This is a genomic window from Kribbella sp. NPDC054772 (assembly GCF_053611945.1).
Window position 1 is genome coordinate 18,801 of sequence record NZ_JBSHBJ010000021.1, and the last position, 16,059, is coordinate 34,859.

Annotated in this window: 16 protein-coding genes; 7 read left to right on the top strand and 9 right to left on the bottom strand. The window is 68.0% G+C overall.

Annotated features, from left to right (window positions below):
- Positions 1-20: 20 nt before the first annotated feature.
- Complete coding sequence (locus ACWGID_RS27375) at positions 21-1,742, bottom strand: IucA/IucC family protein (RefSeq protein ID WP_452201247.1); 1,722 nt, start codon at positions 1,740-1,742, stop codon at positions 21-23.
- Entirely contained in the window at positions 1,743-2,330 is a 588-nt protein-coding gene (locus ACWGID_RS27380) for a GNAT family N-acetyltransferase (RefSeq protein ID WP_452201248.1), read from the bottom strand.
- Positions 2,331-2,482: 152 nt separating this feature from the next.
- Here ACWGID_RS27380 and ACWGID_RS27385 point away from each other — a divergent pair, with 152 nt between their 5' ends.
- Complete coding sequence (locus ACWGID_RS27385) at positions 2,483-3,145, top strand: GOLPH3/VPS74 family protein (RefSeq protein WP_452201250.1); 663 nt, start codon at positions 2,483-2,485, stop codon at positions 3,143-3,145.
- Here ACWGID_RS27385 and ACWGID_RS27390 read toward each other — a convergent pair.
- Genes ACWGID_RS27390 through ACWGID_RS27400 form a run of 3 tightly spaced genes read right to left on the bottom strand, consistent with a single transcriptional unit; the run spans position 3,131 to position 6,659 of the window.
- Positions 3,131-4,711 carry an AMP-binding protein gene (locus ACWGID_RS27390; RefSeq protein WP_452201252.1) on the bottom strand — a complete coding sequence of 527 codons (1,581 nt, stop codon included), beginning with the start codon at positions 4,709-4,711 and terminating at the stop codon, positions 3,131-3,133. The genes ACWGID_RS27385 and ACWGID_RS27390 overlap by 15 nt on opposite strands.
- 10 nt (positions 4,712-4,721) lie before the next feature.
- Positions 4,722-5,846 carry a DUF5938 domain-containing protein gene (locus tag ACWGID_RS27395; RefSeq protein WP_452201254.1) on the bottom strand — a complete coding sequence of 375 codons (1,125 nt, stop codon included), beginning with the start codon at positions 5,844-5,846 and terminating at the stop codon, positions 4,722-4,724.
- 6 nt (positions 5,847-5,852) lie between these two features.
- Entirely contained in the window at positions 5,853-6,659 is an 807-nt protein-coding gene (locus ACWGID_RS27400) for an SDR family NAD(P)-dependent oxidoreductase (RefSeq protein WP_452201256.1), read from the bottom strand.
- 202 nt (positions 6,660-6,861) lie between these two features.
- On the opposite strand from ACWGID_RS27400, the gene ACWGID_RS27405 reads away from it, so the two are divergent.
- Positions 6,862-7,494, top strand: a complete 633-nt coding sequence (locus tag ACWGID_RS27405) for a TetR/AcrR family transcriptional regulator (RefSeq protein WP_452201257.1) — start codon at positions 6,862-6,864, stop codon at positions 7,492-7,494.
- 3 nt (positions 7,495-7,497) lie between these two features.
- Here the strand turns inward: ACWGID_RS27405 and ACWGID_RS27410 are convergent, their stop codons facing one another.
- The gene (locus tag ACWGID_RS27410; RefSeq protein WP_452201259.1) at positions 7,498-8,019 is read right to left on the bottom strand and encodes a hypothetical protein; all 522 of its coding nucleotides are present in this window, start codon (positions 8,017-8,019) and stop codon (positions 7,498-7,500) included.
- A gap of 35 nt (positions 8,020-8,054) precedes the next feature.
- Entirely contained in the window at positions 8,055-8,768 is a 714-nt protein-coding gene (gene deoD / locus ACWGID_RS27415; RefSeq protein ID WP_452201260.1) for a purine-nucleoside phosphorylase, read from the bottom strand.
- Between the two features lie 39 nt (positions 8,769-8,807).
- On the opposite strand from deoD, the gene nudC reads away from it, so the two are divergent.
- Positions 8,808-9,731, top strand: coding sequence for an NAD(+) diphosphatase (gene nudC / locus ACWGID_RS27420; RefSeq protein ID WP_452201262.1), 924 nt, complete (start codon positions 8,808-8,810; stop codon positions 9,729-9,731).
- On the opposite strand, the gene ACWGID_RS27425 is transcribed toward nudC, so the two are convergent.
- Positions 9,732-12,089, bottom strand: a complete 2,358-nt coding sequence (locus tag ACWGID_RS27425; RefSeq protein ID WP_452201263.1) for a hypothetical protein — start codon at positions 12,087-12,089, stop codon at positions 9,732-9,734.
- Positions 12,090-12,218: 129 nt separating this feature from the next.
- Positions 12,219-12,473 carry a mycoredoxin gene (locus ACWGID_RS27430; RefSeq protein WP_452201265.1) on the bottom strand — a complete coding sequence of 85 codons (255 nt, stop codon included), beginning with the start codon at positions 12,471-12,473 and terminating at the stop codon, positions 12,219-12,221.
- A gap of 99 nt (positions 12,474-12,572) precedes the next feature.
- Between ACWGID_RS27430 and ACWGID_RS27435 the strand changes: the two genes are divergently transcribed.
- From ACWGID_RS27435 to ACWGID_RS27450, 4 genes are all read left to right on the top strand, one after another.
- On the top strand, positions 12,573-14,696 hold the full coding sequence (locus ACWGID_RS27435) for an ATP-dependent DNA helicase UvrD2 (protein ID WP_452201267.1): 2,124 nt from the start codon (positions 12,573-12,575) through the stop codon (positions 14,694-14,696).
- 352 nt (positions 14,697-15,048) lie between these two features.
- Positions 15,049-15,246, top strand: coding sequence for a hypothetical protein (locus ACWGID_RS27440; RefSeq protein WP_131467411.1), 198 nt, complete (start codon positions 15,049-15,051; stop codon positions 15,244-15,246).
- 149 nt (positions 15,247-15,395) lie between these two features.
- Complete coding sequence (locus tag ACWGID_RS27445) at positions 15,396-15,683, top strand: WhiB family transcriptional regulator (RefSeq protein ID WP_130383944.1); 288 nt, start codon at positions 15,396-15,398, stop codon at positions 15,681-15,683.
- A gap of 33 nt (positions 15,684-15,716) precedes the next feature.
- A complete protein-coding gene (locus tag ACWGID_RS27450) occupies positions 15,717-15,935 on the top strand; it encodes a hypothetical protein (protein WP_452201269.1) in 219 nt (72 codons plus the stop codon).
- The last annotated feature ends 124 nt before the right edge of the window (positions 15,936-16,059 follow it).

The window sequence follows — 16,059 nt, forward strand, 5'->3', positions numbered from 1 at the left end:
GCGCCCGACGGCGGTTTTAGTTATCCACAGGCCAACGGGTTCTGCAGGGTTCCGACGAACTGCAGGGAGCCGGCAACGTCCGTCAGGTCGACCATCTGCTGGTTGTTGCGCAGCTGCAGACGGTTCAGGCAGGACAGCGCGAACGACGGCGCGAAGATGTCGTACTTCGCGAACGCGTCCGCCAGCTCCGGCGTCGCGGACTGGTAGTCGCGGATCGATGACGCCACCACCGACCAGAACTCGTCCGGCGTCAACAGCCCCTCACGATCGAGCAGCGGTGACAGGAACCGGAAGATGCAGTCGAAGACATCGGTGAAGATCGACAGCAGCTTCTCGTCGTCCGGGACCTCGGCGCGGACCCGTTCGGCTTCGGCCGGGATCGGCGTCGCCGGGCTGAGGACGGCGATCTCCTCGGCGATGTCCTTCATGATCACCCGAATCGGGATCGCGTCCCGCAGTACCAGGATCAGGTTCTCGCCGTGTGGCATGTAGACCAGTTCGTAGGCGTAGAAGCTGTGCAGCAACGGGATCAGGTACGCGTCGACGTACGCTCGCAGCCAGTCGGCCGGCGCCAGGCCCGATGCGCGGATCAGCGCCGCGGCGAGTGATGCGCCGTGCCGGTCGACGTGCAGCAGCGAGGCCATCGTCGCCAGCCGCTCACCCGGTTCCAGGGACGGCACGGGGCTTTCCCGCCAGAGTGCCGACAGCATCTTCCGGTACGGCGATGTCTTGTCCGTCGCGTTCTCGTAGTACCTGTTGTGATACCCGGCCGCCGCGATCTCGCGCAGTACCGAGAACCCGTACCGCTTCAGCACCACGTCGTTCTCGACCACCGAGTGCACCCAGTCGTTGATCGCCGGCGTCGCGGCCATGTACGACGGCGACAGGCCGCGCATGAAGCCCATGTTCAGCACCGAGAGCGCTGTCTTCACGTAGCAGCGCGACGGCGTCGAGCGGTTGAAGAACGTCCGGATCGACTGCTGCGGCTGATACACGTCGGCTGTCGACCCGACCGGAATGATGTGTCGTTGCGCGATGTCCGCCGCGAACGTGATCGACGTCTTGTTCTCCCACTGCCACGGGTGCACGGGCAGGAAAACGTAATCGAAAGGATCAGCGCCCACGGCAACAATCTCGGCCGCGAAACGCTCCAGCACCTCGTCACCGAGCTCGGTGCGCAGCAGATCCTCGTACCGAAGCGACGAGCTGTGGGCCACGGTCGTCCGGTCCCGCCGCGTCGCGATCCAGGTCAGCGCGACGCCGGCGCCCGTCTCCGGTGCGAACGAACGGTAGTCCTCGACCCCGAACCCGAGCCGCCCGTTGTTGGCGACGAAGCACGGATGCCCCTCGGTCATCGCGGCCTCGATGGTCTGGAAGTCCGCGGTGACCAGGTCCGCCGCGGTCAGGTCGGGCTTCGACAGTTTGTACGCCGCCGATGCCAGCGTGCTGCTGATCTCCTCGAGGTACACCGGCAGCATCTCGCGCCCGATCCCGAGCTGCTCGTGCAACTCGGTCACGAACTCCAGCGCATCGACCGGACCACCGTCGACGCGGGCGACATCCCCGATATCCCAGTGGTTCAACGGGTACCGCCGGGCGCTGAACCGGTACCCGCCGACGACGTACTCGTCGCCCTCGGCAACTGGTTCGAGGATGCGCTCGTGGGTGAACTCGGCGAGCGCCTTCCGCACCAGTGCGCGGTTGACGACGGCCCAGGCCTCGGGGTTCAGGTGCTCGATCATTCAGCCCGCCTCGTTCATCCGGAGCGCGTCGGCGTACTGGTCCCGCGTGCAGAAGCTCAGCCACGCCTGCTTGTCCGGCAGCTGTACGACGCTGTGCTTGCGGAACCCCATCCGCTCGTTCAGCGCCTGGATCTTCCCGTTGCGTACGTCGGGCTCGACCACGACCCGGTCGACCAGCGGATCACTGAACAGGCTGTCCATGATCGTCTCGAACACGCCCCCGGTGAACCCGGCGATCGGGATCACGGGCGGTCCGACCAGTACGTGCATGCCGATGTCACCCGGCGCCACGTCGTACACCTGGCCGATCGCGTCGTACGCCGGTTCGTAGCGCTCCATCAGGAACGCGGGTCGTCCGTCGTGCTCGCCGAGGTACGCGTGGTGGTGCGGACTCTGCTCGATGCGCAGGTACTCCGCGTGCACGTCGGCGACCGACGCGGTCAGCAACCCCCAGTACTGCGCATACGGCTGGGTGACCCAGTCGTGCAGTGTGACCACGTCGTCAACGAGGTCGAACGGGCGCAGGCTGAGGGTGCCGACGCCGGGGACGAACCGCCGGTACGCCGGCTCGGGCAGTGCTCTGGTCATGGCGGACTCCGCTGGCGAGGTGGGCGAACCTGTTAGCTAAGGCTTACCTTACTAGACGCTCGCCGACCCGAAGAGATGGGTCCGCGGGCTGACACCCCAGGTCGTCCGCGCGGCGGATGTGTCCAGGCACCCGTCGTGCCTACGTTGGTGACATGTTGATCGCCGAAGACCTGTTGCTGCTGCTGTACGACGACGAGACCGGCAAGCCGATCGCGGGCTCGCCCGGCCTGGACTACGCGTTGGCCGGCGCCGTGCTGATCGAGCTGACGCTCGGCCGCAAGCTCGACATCACCAGCCAAGGCCGCCTGCAGGTTCTCGACGATGGCCCGACGGGCGACCCGATCCTCGACGAACGGCTGGCGTTCGTCGTCAACAAGCCCGGTAAGAAACCGAAGGACCAGGTCGGCGCGCTGTCGAAGCGGCTCCGCGACCAGCTGCTGACGCGCCTGGCGGAGCGTGGAGTGCTGGAGGCGGACAAGGGCAAGGTGCTCGGCCTGTTCCCGGTGACGCGCTGGCCGGCCAAGGACGCACGCCACGAGGTCGAGGTGCGCGCGAAGCTCGAGAGCGTCCTCAAGGTCGGTACGGCGCCGGACGAGCGCACCGGTGCGCTGATCGCACTGCTCAGCGCGCTGAACGTCGTACCGAGGGTGGTCACCGATGCGGTCGACAAGCGCGCGCTGAAGCGGCGGGCGAAGGAGATCGCCGAGTCCGACTGGGCGGCCGACGCGGTGAAGAAGGCCGTCACCGAGATGCAGGCCGCCATCACCGCGGTGCTCGTGGTGACTGCGGCCTCGGGCGCGTCAGCCGGCAGCTAGCCGGGCCTTGATCTCCGGCTTGACGACCTTGCCGACCTTCGAGCGCGGCAGGTCCGGCCAGATCAGCACGTCTTTCGGTGCCTTCACGCTGCCGATCCGGGCCTTGGCGAACGCGATCAGCTCGCCCGGATCGACGGCGACACCCGGCTGCAGCTGGACGACGGCGACGACCCGCTCGCCCCACTTCTCGTCCGGCTGCCCGATCACCGCGCAGTCCTGGACCGCGACGTGGGCCATCAGGGCCTGCTCGACCTCGGTGGAGTACACGTTGAAGCCGCCGGTGATGATCATGTCCTTCGCCCGGTCGACGATGTAGAGGTAGTTCTCGGCGTCGAGGTACCCGATGTCGCCGGTGTGGTGCCAGCCGTACGCCGAAGCCGCTGCGGTGGCCTCGGCGTTCTCGTAGTACCCCTTCATCACCAGGGACCCGCGGACCACGATCTCGCCGCGCTCGCCGTGCGGCAACAGGGCGCCGTCGGTGCCCATGATCGCCACGCTGACGAGCGGGGACGGCCGCCCTGCCGACGACAGCCGTCCGCGGATAACGTTGCCGTCGGCATTGAAATGGGCGGCCGGTGGCAGCACCGAGATCATCATCGGAGCCTCGGTCTGCCCGAACAGTTGCGCCATCACCGGACCGATCCGGTGCAGCGCCTCCTCGAGCCGGGCGACCGACATCGGCGCGGCGCCGTACCAGAAGCAGCGCAGCGACGACAGGTCGGTCGAGTCCAGCTCGGGCGCCGCCAGCACCATGTAGATCAGCGTCGGCGGCAGGAACGTGTGAGTGACCCGATGGCGCGGGATCAGCTCGAGGAACGCATGTACGTCGGGAGCTCGCATGATCACGATCTCGCCGCCGGACGCGAGCACCGGGAAGCACAGCACGCCGGCCGCGTGGGTCAGCGGCGCGAGCGCGAGATAGACCGGCCGGTCGCCGAACGGGTACCCCATCAACGTCAGCGCGGTCATCGTCTCGAGGTTGCCGTTGCTCAGCATCACCCCCTTCGGACGCCCGGTCGTCCCGCCGGTGCCGACGATCATCGCGAGATCATCGGGATCGGTCAGGTCAGGCGCCGACTGGGACGCGCCCCCGCAGAACGCGTCCCAGCCGACGATTCTCCGGCCGTCAGGGTGGGGGGTAGGGCCGGAGGCCATGGGATCCAACACCGCGGGATCCGCGTCGAGACACACGAAGGTGTGCACCTTCGGCAGCGCGTCGCGGATGCGGTCCACCAGCGGCGCGAACGCCGCCTGGTAGATCAGTACTTCACAGTCGAACTGGTCGAGCAGCTCACGGTTCTCCGCGGCTTCGTTGCGCGGATTGATGGGGCACCAGATCGCACCGGCCCGGCTGATCCCGAAGACGCAACTGAACGCCACCGGGTCGTTCGCGGACAGGATCGCGACCTTGCCGCCCGGCTGGACCCCGGTCGCCGCCAGCGCGCCCGCTATCCGGTACGTGAGCTGCTGAACCTCGGCGTACGAGAGGGTCTCGCCGTCCGTGGTCAGGCAGGCCGCGTCCGGGCCGAGCGAGGCACCCTTGTCGAGGTAGTCGACCAGTCGCACTGCGGGCTCCCTAGTGCTGAACCGTCAGCTGTGGCTCGGACACCAGGCCGAAGCTCCGCAGTACGCCGAGCAGCTCGTGGTGACCGAACGCCTGGCAACCGCTCGCGAAACCGACCCGCTTGGGTGGCGTCTGCAACAGCGAGTACGCCGCGTACGCCTGCATCAGACCGGTCTGCTGGTAGTTGCTGTTGCCGTGGATGACGCAGTGCGCGCGACCGAGCGGCCCGGAGGCGTGTACGGAGTCCAGCGTCTTGTTGACCCGCGGGTTCTCCCGGGGCGGCATCTCGTTCATCACCTGGCGAGCGGTCTCGGTCAGTGCGGCGTTGCGGTCGTCCGGAGCCATGTCCTTCGTGGCTTCGAGCGCGGCGGCGACGATCTGCGGGACCCCGTTCATCAGCGCGGCGTTGAACACGCCGCCCTGCGCCTTGCAGTTCGCGACGCGTGGATCGCGCTTGAACCAGACCGGATGCGACATGCCGCCCCAGGGGAGGGACAGCGCGAGCTCGTGCTGCCCTGGCACCACCAGCGGCACCAGACTCTGCTCGGGGAACTCGGTGTACTGGTTGTTCTCCAGGTAGTGCGCCCTCGACGTCGCGGCGTTCACCAGAATCGTGCGGGTCGAGGCGATGGTCGGGCTGCCGCCCCAGAACACGGCGATGTCCAGGGAGTCGAGGCCGGGCTGCTCGAGGCAGAGCTGCGCCGCGATCTCGCTGGTGGTGTACATCTGCGCGATCCCCGGGGCCAGTACCAGGTTGGCCTCGGCGAACTGTGCGCCGTACTTCTCGTCGCAGGTCATCAGCCAGTCCTGCTCACCGGTCGTGTCGGTGTAGTGCGCACCGGCTGCCAGTGCGGCCTCCACTGCCGCCGGACCGAGCTCACTGAACGGCCCGACCGTGTTCAGTACGACGGATGCGCCCTTGAAGAGATCTGTCAGCGCAGCAACGTCATGGTCGACCGCGGCTATCTCGTAGTCCGCTGTCTCGATGCCCGGGACATGTGCGTCCATGGAGGCCTTGAGCTTCGCCTCGTCACGTCCGGCGGCGACGAACGGGACGTGGTACTGCCGGAGGTACTCACAGACCAGGCGGCCGGTGTAGCCGGAGGCGCCGTACACAACGACTGGTTTCGTGGCCATTCGCGATCACATCCCCATTCCGCCGTCGACAGGCAGTCCGATACCGGTGATGAACCGTGACTCGTCCGATGCGAGGAAGACGACCGCGTCGGCGATGTCCGCGACCTCACCAAGCCGGCCGGCCGGTGTCAGCCCGACCACTGCGGCGACCGCGGCGTCCGGCGACTCGAACAGTCCGAGCTGCGCGACGTCGTTCGCCAGGCCGGCGCCCATCGCGGTCGGGACGAGCCCGGGGTAGATGCAGTTGACGCGGACGCCGTACCCGAGCTTGCCGGACTCCATCGCGGCGACGCGGGTGAGGCGGTCGACCGCGGACTTGGTCGCGGAGTACACCGCGATGCCGGGGAAGGCGATGGTGGCCGCGACCGAGGCGACGTTGATGATCGCGCCGCCCTGACCGGCCAGGCCCTCGGGCCGCATCGTCCGCAGACCCCATTTGACGCCGAGCGTGGTACCGAGGACGTTCACCTCGAGCATCTTGCGGATCTGCTCGGCGGTGACCTCGGTGAGCAGGCTGGTGATCTCCACCCCCGCGTTGTTCACCAGGATGTCGAGGCCGCCGAGGACGTCGTTCGCGGCGACGACCGCGTTCTCCCAGTCGCCGTCGTCGGTGATGTCGTGCGCGACGAAGCCGTTGCCGGCGCCGTACTCCTGGTCCAGCGCGTCGGCGACCGCCGCGCCGGCGTCCTTCTGGATATCGCTGATCACGACTTTCGCGCCGGCCGCCGCGAGGGCTCTGGCCATGCCCTCACCGAGGCCCTGCGCGCCACCGGTGACCAAGGCCTTCCGGCCGGAGAGATCGAGTGAACCCATCTGTTGCTCCTTTGCTGACAGCGGACTCGCCGGTGTTTCACACTCTGGCCATCTGTTTGACAGGCGTCAAGAGTTTGTTTGACAGTTGTCAAGAAAACTCCCCGCACCGGGACGCGCCTGGCCCGGGGCGGGGTACTCTGACGCAACGCATCCATCAGCACCGAATCCAGTACCGCATCGATCAGGAGGGTGGGTGGTCTCGATGGCGTCCGCCAGCGCCGCCGCAGAACGGCCCGCCCGCGTCTCCGGCATCGACAAGATCGAGCGCCGCCGGGTCGCACTGGCCGAGTCCGCGCTGAAGACCCTCGGCGAGCTCGGGTACGCGCGCACCAGCCTGCGCGAGATCGCGAACAACTCCGAGTTCACCCACGGAGTCGTGCACTACTACTTCCGCGACAAGATCGACCTGATCAGCTACTGCGTGCGCTACTACAAGACCAAGTGCGCCCGGCGGTACGACGAGGTGGTCGAGACCGCCACCTCGGGCGACGAGCTCGCGACCGGCTTCCTGGGCAGGATGACCCAGACGCTGGTCGAGGAGACCCCGATGCACAAGCTCTGGTACGACCTGCGCGCCCAATCCATGTTCGAGGACCAGCTCCGCCCGGACGTCGAGGCGATCGACAAGCTGCTCGAAGAGATGATCTGGCGGATCCTGGCCCGGTACGCCGACCTCACCGGCAGTACGCCGACGGTCGACGCGCCGACGGCGTACGCGCTCGTCGACGGCCTGTTCGAGCAGGCCGTGGTGGGCTACGCCGCGAACCCGGAGAAGGCACCCGGCCTGCTGGCCGACCGGATCATGCAGGTGCTTCCGAGACTGGTCGCGGCGTAGCTCCTATTCAGCGCCGCAGTCTGCCTTGCAGAGCTTGTCGGTGAGCGTCAGGATCACGCCTGGCTGCTCGGAGTCGACCTCGGTCGAGTAGTCGACCGTCCAGTTGCCTGCTGTCGTCTGACCGGACGGCTTGCTCGCGTGTTGCTTGATCCAGTCGACGATCTGACCGCGGGGGTTCACATGCGCGAGCTCCAGCGCCTGTGGTGCGAACTCGGCCAGTGCGGTGGCCGCTTCCGCCGCTACACCGGTCGACTGCAGTGAGAGCACCGCGGGGCGCGGCTGCTTGCCCAGGAGTACCTGCACGGAGGTGGTGCCCTTGCTGCAGGTCTCGTACGCCTCGTCGGTGCTGCACTGGTATTTCTGAGCTGTGAATGCTGCGACCACCTGTGCAGCTGTCAGGTCCGGAAGGGTCTCTTCCGGACCGGACGACGTAGTGCTGCCACCTGTCGGTGTAGCGGACGTGCTGGTGGTCGTACTACCCGCCTTGGGTTCTTCGGATTTGCCCGAGCAGGCGGTCAGCAGCATCGCGCACACCAGTACGGCGGCGCCGAGCCGGCGGTTCAGACCGGCACCTCGATCGCCGCGTCCAGGGCAATGGTGATCATCTCGGAGAAGGTGGTCTGGCGCTCCTCGGCGCTGGTCTCCTCCTTGGTGATCAGGTGGTCCGACACCGTCATGATGCCGAGCGCCCGGCGGCCGAACTTCGCCGCCAGCGTGTACAGAGCCGCGGCCTCCATCTCGATCCCGAGGACGCCGTACTCCGCCGTCCGCGACACCAGGTCCGGGCGGTCGTTGTAGAACAGGTCGCCGGAGAACACCTGGCCGACGTGCACGTTCAGCCCGGCGGCCTCGGCCGCGTCGACGGCCGCGCGGAGCAGCTTGTAGTCGGCGGTCGGCGCGTAGTCGATGCCGTGGAAGCGCAGCCGGTTCATCTGCGAGTCGGTACTCGCGGACATCGCCACGATCACGTCGCGGACCCGGACCGCCTCGGTGAGCGCGCCGCAGGTGCCGACCCGGATCAGCGTCTGCACGTCGTACTCCGCGAACAGCTCGTGCGCGTAGATCGACGCGGACGGCTGGCCCATGCCGGAGCCCTGCACGGAGATCCGCTCACCCTTGTAGGTGCCGGTGAACCCGAACATGTTCCGGATCTCGGTGTAGCAGATCACGTCCTCGAGGTACGTCTCCGCGATCCACTTGGCCCGCAGCGGGTCGCCGGGGAACAGCACCCGCGGTGCGATCTGCCCCTTCTCGGCGGCGATGTGAATACTCATGCGGGGATGCTCTCACGCCCCCGGGGTAGGTTGAGGCACGTGGCCTACTCCATCGCTTCCGGTTCGCTAGCTCTGTCCCGGTCCGTCCTCGACCGCGCCGCCGACCGCCGCCGTGACGACGACTGGCTGGAGAAGGCGTGGGCCGCCCCCGACACCCAGGTCGTCGTCGTCACCGGCGACCAGATCCAGGTGGCCGAGGACCGCGCCGCGCTGCGGTTCCTGCCGCCGTCCGAGGCGCCGGAGGGCACCCGGATCTTCCTCGGCATCGACCGCGAGTCCGGCGCCGGGATGACCGCCGACGGACGAGCGGTCTTCGGCGTCCTGGTCGAGGGGGAGGCCGACGAGTCGTACGGCGGTCTGCGCGAGCTCGGCGCCGTACTGAGCGACCGTGAGGCCGGAATCGCCGTCCACGTGATCGGACTGTCCAACTGGCACGGCGTCCACACGCACTGCGCGAACTGCGGCGCCCACACCGAGGTCGTCGAGGCGGGGCACGTCCGGCGCTGCCCGGTGTGCGGGCTGTCGCACTTCCCGCGCAGCGACCCGGCGATCATCGTGCTCGTCACCGACGACCAGGACCGCGCGCTGCTCGGCCGTAACGAGGCGTGGCCGGTCGGGCGGTACTCCACGCTCGCCGGGTTCGTGGAGCCGGGTGAGTCGCTGGAGGCCGCCGTACGGCGTGAGGTGCTCGAGGAGACCGGGGTGATCGTCGGCCCGGAGATCGAGTACGCCGGGAGCCAGCCCTGGCCGTTGCCCGCCAGCCTGATGCTCGGGTTCTACGCGAAGGCGACGGGCTTCGACATCGAGGTGGACCAGGACGAGATCGCCGAGGCGAAGTGGTTCACCCGGGAGGACGTCCGCGTGCTGGTCGAAGCCGGCACGATGGCCCTCCCGGGTGCGATCTCCATCTCCCGCCGCCTGATCGAAGGCTGGTACGGCGAGAGCCTCACCGGGAGCTGGTGACTAGCTACCTACGTTCGACCTCGCCGCGGCGACTCGGATGAGGACGCCCTCCCACTTCTCCACGCTCCCGTTCGCCTCGAGTTGCCGGAGCTTCCGGTCGACCGCGAGGACGTACGCGCCATGGCTAGGCCAGTCCGCCTTCGCACTGGGCAGTGTGTCGGTCAAGCTGCAGCCGTAGGTGAGGAATCGGTTCTGGACGTGGCTGTCGATGTTGCCCGTCCAGACCGTCGCCCTGACATCCGACTGCGCGCAGGTGTCTGTCGGCGGGGTGTACGAGGCCAGATTGGTCGGGTTGACGAACCCGTCCGGCCGGAGCAGCGAGTAATAGGTGCCATTCGGCGTCTGAGTGAGCCGGTTGAGACCGCGGCTGTGCAGGACAGTCGTGTGGCCGCTGAGGCTGTCCACCTCGAACAGTCGCCCGCCAGTCACGCCGTACAGATAGCCGTCTCGCCAGGACAGTGCGCCGTCCTGTGAGCCGGTGGCTCCGCTGAAGACGGGCAGGAGGCGCTGCACCGCGCCCGTCACCGGATCGGCGGCGAAGACGATGCCGTCGGCCAGTCCCCAGATGTTGCCGTCCGGTCCGGTCGTCAGCTCGTTGATGCTCGCCGCACCGGGCACGGGTACGACGTCGGTGAGCACCTGTCCCGTTGCCTGGTCGACCTTGACCAGGTGCGCCTCGGTGGCCCGCGGGTCAGTGCCTTGACCGCCCTCGATGCTGGAGCCGGCCCAGACGTTCGCTCCGGCCGGGAGGATGGAGGCGATGGTCTGGTCGGTCACCAGGTTGCGGTAGACGGTGTGGCTCCCGGTCGGTACGTCGTAGACGGTCAGCGCGCCGCCGTACTCGCCGTACGCCGGGGTGGTGCCGACGTACACGTGGTTGCCGTCGGGGACTACTGAGACGGGCCGGTTCTGGTGGTCACTGTCGACCAGACTGAACAGTTCCTTCGGGTTGGTCGGGCTCTCCGGCGCGGTCGGGTCCCAGAGCGAGAGACGGCCGTACGGATAGATGCCGACGTACATCTTGCCGGCGCCGTTCCAGGCCCAGCCCTCCACCTGTCCCTGCCGGGTGGTGGTGGCCGTTTTGCCGGTCGCGGGGTCGTAGATGCCGGTGGTGCCGTTCAGATAGACGTTGACGAACACCTTGCCCGTGGACGGGTCGGCCAGCGCGTGCATGAGTGGAGACGGCACGTACTGGAACGGTGAGCTCCACTGCGCCAGCGTCCCGTCCGCCGGGTTGTACCGGAACGTCCCACCGGAGTAGTTGCCCGCCAGGCCGTACAGAACCGGTACGCCGTTCTCGGTCACCCAGCCGTAGCCGATCGAGGCACCACGGGTCAGCGTGCGCGCCGGTGAGACCGGACCGACCGTGTTGGTGGCCAGGTCGTAGTGCGTGAGAGCCAGGGTGTTGTTGGTGAAGTAGACGCCACCCGGACCAGCCGCGGAGACACCGCGGGCGGCGATCGGGTAGTCCATCACCTGCTGGCCGGTCGTGGCGTCGGTGTACTTGACCTGCTCACCGGTGACCGCGTCGACCACCACCAGCCGGCTGCTGGCATTCGCGAACACCTTGCCGCCGGCGTAGTCCAGGTCGATGAAGTCCTTGGCCGTCGTCCCCGGGGGAGTGATGTCCTCGACGGCCTTGGTGGCGACGTCGATGCGGAGCAGCCTGGCGTTCGGAGTGGAGACGCCGACGAACAGCTTGTTGTGGTCGGGGTCGTAGACCGTGGACCGCGCGTACTGCTGCACCGGGTCGAGCGAGCCGTAGTCGGTGACCTGACCGGTGCCGGCGTCGTACTTGAAGGCATGCGCGGTCGGGTACGTCCCGGCGTACACGTTGCCGGCCTGGTCGGAGGTGAGGCCATAGATCTGGGACTCGCCCGGAATGGGCTGGCCCAGGTCGGTCACTTCACCGGTGACGGGGCTGTAGCGGTAGAGGTGCGCGTTCGCGTAGGTGCCGAGGTAGACATCGCCGTTCGGCGTGACGACGATCGCCCAGCCGCCGGCGGCTCCCGGCAGCGGCACGGTACGGATGAGTTCGCGCGAGTGCAGGTCGACGACGTTCAAACGGGCGTTCTCGCCGGCCGGTACGGCGTACACGACGTCGCGACCGTCGGGCGTGTGGCCGACCGCGCCCTCCATGATGGTCAGCGAACTGATCGGTGAGCCGAGGTCCTTGATGGGATCGGCGGCCGGTGCGAACGGCTTCGTCGGAGTGCCGAGCGGCCAGGTCTCCGACGGGAAGGGATCGGGCCGGTCGCCCGGCGGTGCGGCGCCGGCGCTCAGCCCGCCCGTGGCGAGCAGGCCGAGCGTGACAGCGAGAGTGATCAGGAACTGACCGACAGGACGGCGCGAGAACATGGGCGGACTCCCTGCGACGTAGTTCATCGCAAGGTATAACGGTCATGGCCGTAATGTCCATAACTCGGGTGATATGACCCGAGCCGGTGCCGATATGTGCGTCAGTGCCGATATGTCAGCTGGGAGCCCTCAGGCGACGAGCTTGTCCGCGACCTGGGCGAGCGACGGGTTGGTCATCGCGGTGCCGTCCGGGAAGACCACGGTCGGCACCGTCTGATTGCCGTTGTTGATCTTCTCGACGATCTCGGCGGCCCCCGGGACCTGCTCGATGTCGATCTCGGTGAACTCGATACCGGCCCGCTTGAGCTGACCCTTGAGTCGGTGGCAGTAGCCGCACCAGGGCGTTGAGTACATCGTGACGGTGTTGCTCAAGGTCGGCGACATCGGCGGACTCCTGTGGAGTGGGAGGGGAATCTGTCGGGCGTCCCGTCTAGGGTTGCCTTCGACGTATTCGAACCATGGTCCAGGTGGTGCTGTTCCCGCATGTCTCAACCCGTGAGCGACTTCACACGATCGGCCTCCGCCGAGGACCTCCTGGAGGCCCTCGACCCGGAGCAGCGGGCGGTCGCGACGTCGTTGCACGGGGCGGTCGCGGTGATGGCGGGCGCGGGGACCGGGAAGACGCGGGCGATCACCCACCGGATCGCGTACGGCGTCCGCACCGGCACCTTCGACCCGGTCCGGGTGCTCGCGGTGACGTTCACCCAGCGGGCGGCCGGCGAGATGCGCGGCCGGCTCGCGCAACTCGGCGTCCAGGGCGTGCAGGCGCGGACCTTCCACTCCGCCGCGCTCCGCCAGGCCCGCTTCTTCTGGCCCAAGGTGTACGGCGGGGAGCTGCCGCCGATCGCCGATCGCAAGTTCCCACTGCTCACCGAGGCGGCGTCGCGGTGCCGCGTCCGGGTGGACACGCCCGCGCTGCGCGACCTGGCCGGTGAGGTGGAGTGGGCCAAGGTGAGCAACGTCCGGCCCGACGACTACGCGCGGCTGGCGCCGAAGTCGGGGCGGGCACTTGCTGCGTTCGACCCGGCGACGATCGCGCGGATCTTCGCGGCGTACGAGGACGTGAAGCTCGAGCGCGGGCGGATCGATCTGGAGGACGTGCTGCTCTGTGCGGTGGCGCTGCTCGCGGAGGACGAGCGGGTCGCCGCGGAGATCCGCCGTCAGTACCGGACGTTCGTCGTGGACGAGTACCAGGACGTCTCGCCGCTGCAGCAGAGCCTGCTGGACCTGTGGCTCGGCGGCCGCGAGGACGTCTGCGTGGTCGGTGACCCGGCGCAGACGATCTATTCGTGGGCCGGTGCCGAGCCGGAGAACCTGGTCCGGTTCGCGTCCCGGCACCCATCGGCGACGGTGATCAAGTTGGTGCGCGACTACCGGTCGACCCCGCAGATCGTCGACGTGGCGAACAAGATCCTGGACGCCGCCGGCCCGAAGGGGCTGCCCGGCCGAGTGACCCTGCGGTCGCAGAAGGAGGCCGGTCCGAGCCCGGTCTACCGCGAGTACTCCGACGAGGTCGCGGAGGCGGACGCGGTGGCGCGGGCGGTGGTGCGGCTGAAGGACGAGGGCGTCGCGCTGCGCGACATCGCCGTACTGTTCCGGACCAACGCGCAGTCCGAGAACTTCGAGCAGGCGCTGGCCGAGCGGAAGATCCCGACGGTGCTGAAGGGCGCGGAGCGGTTCTTCGAGCGGGCGGAGATCCGGCAGGCCGCCGTACTGCTGCGGGGTCAGGCGAAGGCCGGGGACCTGTCCGACGACCTGGTGACCACGGTGACCGGCGTACTGGCGGGGGCCGGGTGGTCCCCGGAGCCGCCGACCGGGACCGGCGCGGTGCGGGACCGGTGGGAGTCGCTGAGCGCTCTGGTGACGATGACGTCGGACTTCGCTTCGGAGCATCCTGACGCCCGGTTGCCGGAGCTGATGGCCGAGCTGGACCGGCGGGCGACGATCCAGCATGCGCCGCTGGCGGAGGGCGTCACCTTGGCGACGCTGCACGCGGCCAAGGGCCTGGAGTGGGACTGCGTCTTCATCGTCGGGGCGCACGAGGGGACGCTGCCTATCAGCTACGCCCAGACGCCGGCGCAGGTGGAGGAGGAGCGGCGGCTGTTCTATGTCGGCGTGACACGGGCGAAGCAGCAGCTGTTCGTCAGCTGGTCGACATCCCGCTCGCCCGGCGGCCGGGGCACGCGTGGACCGACCCGGTTCCTGGACCCGATCGGTGTCCGCAGTGCGCGGACCGAGTGGACCCCGTCGTCCTCGGTGGGCTGGGAGCGCCCGTCGACCTCGAGCTCGTCGAAGTCCGGCCGACCGATCCCGAAGTGCCGCGTCTGCGGCCGCGGGCTCCTCGACCCCGGCGCGCGCAAGCTCGGCCGCTGCGAGAGCTGCCCGTCCACGATCGACCAGAAGCTGTACGACGCTCTGATCGAGTGGCGGACCGAGCAGGCGGAGTCGGAGCGGATGCCGGCCTTCGTGATCCTGACCGACGCGACGCTGACCGCGATCGCCGAGACCAGGCCCAGCGATCCCCAGGCGCTCCGGCAGATCCCGGGCATCGGCCACACCAAGCTGGCGAAGTACGGCGAGCACATCCTCAACCTCTGCACGCGCTGAGCCGCTGCCCCTACGGGCAAATCTGTTGCCAGGCCCGGGAGCCGGGGTGCACCCTGGAGGACATGCCGTGTTCTGCTCCTGGCAGACGTGGCAGTTAGGTGACAGAGGCAACGATCTCGGAGCGTGCGGACGGCGCCCCGGAGCGTGCCGGAATCCCGCATCGGCCGCCAGATCCGGCCGTCGGAGCGGCAACTTCCGGCCAACTTCGCAAACTGGCGATAAATAGTTTGCAGGCTCCGACTCCGGCGGCGTACTGTTCTTTCTGCGGTCGAAGCCTGGCCGAAAACTTCAAACAACCATAGCGATCGAGCTAACCGCCCGCTTCGCCACAACGAGAGGAGGTGCCCTGGAAATGATCACCAACACGGTTAAGAAGCCGTTCAGCGACGCTGCCGCGCTGCCGTGCGCCCCGATTCAGGGTGCCTCGCCGCGCCTGCACGTCGCGACCGTTGTGCTCATGGCTTCCGGCGCTGCCCAGTTCAAGGGCGGAGCTGTCGGCGATGTGAAGTACGGCGGTTCGGGTTCTCGAGCATGGAGTCCACCGGTCTGACAGACGTCAGAGCCGGCACCTCCAAGGCCGCGGAACCCGAAAAGGGTCCCGCGGCCCTTTTGTTTGTCAGCACAGTTTTGGTGACTACCAACCGGTAGTCGTCACGGACGACAAGAGATCAGCACCAAAGTCACTGGGAGGTGACCGGAATGAGCGTGAGCTTCCTCGATGTCTTCACCGAGGTGGCAACGTCGCAGGACCTGCCCTGTCGGTCCTACGCGCCAGAACTCTTCTTCGCCGAATCGCCGGCGGACGTCGAGTACGCGAAGTCTCTCTGCACGACCTGCCCACTTCAGGCCGAGTGCCTGGCCGGAGCGCTCGAGCGTTCCGAGCCGTGGGGAGTGTGGGGCGGCCAGCTGTTCGTCCAGGGTGTGGTGGTTCCGCGCAAGCGGCCCCGCGGACGCCCGCGCAAGAGCGACACCGTAACTGCAGCCTGAGCGACTTCCAACCATCCGAAACGAGTCCGAACGATGACCACACAGACTTTGCACAGGAGCACCGAAATGCATTTACTCAATGAAGATCTCGCCCGTGCTCATTGTCGTTTCAAATTGAACGACGCCGAGCAGAACCGGCGCTTCCGCCTCGCTCACCAGATCGAGAAGGCGCAGAAGCAGGCCGAGCGGGCCGGCCGGCGAGCTGAGAGGGCCAGCGCACGCGCGCGCCTCGCACTCGCCCGCCTCGTCTGAAACACCAGAAACACAGCCTGACCAGCTGAATCACTGAGGGGGGGGGGCCCCACGCAGGGGCGCCCCCCCACCCCCCGAAGTGTAAAACGGCCTCGGCAGAACCCACAAACAAAGGACCAAAACC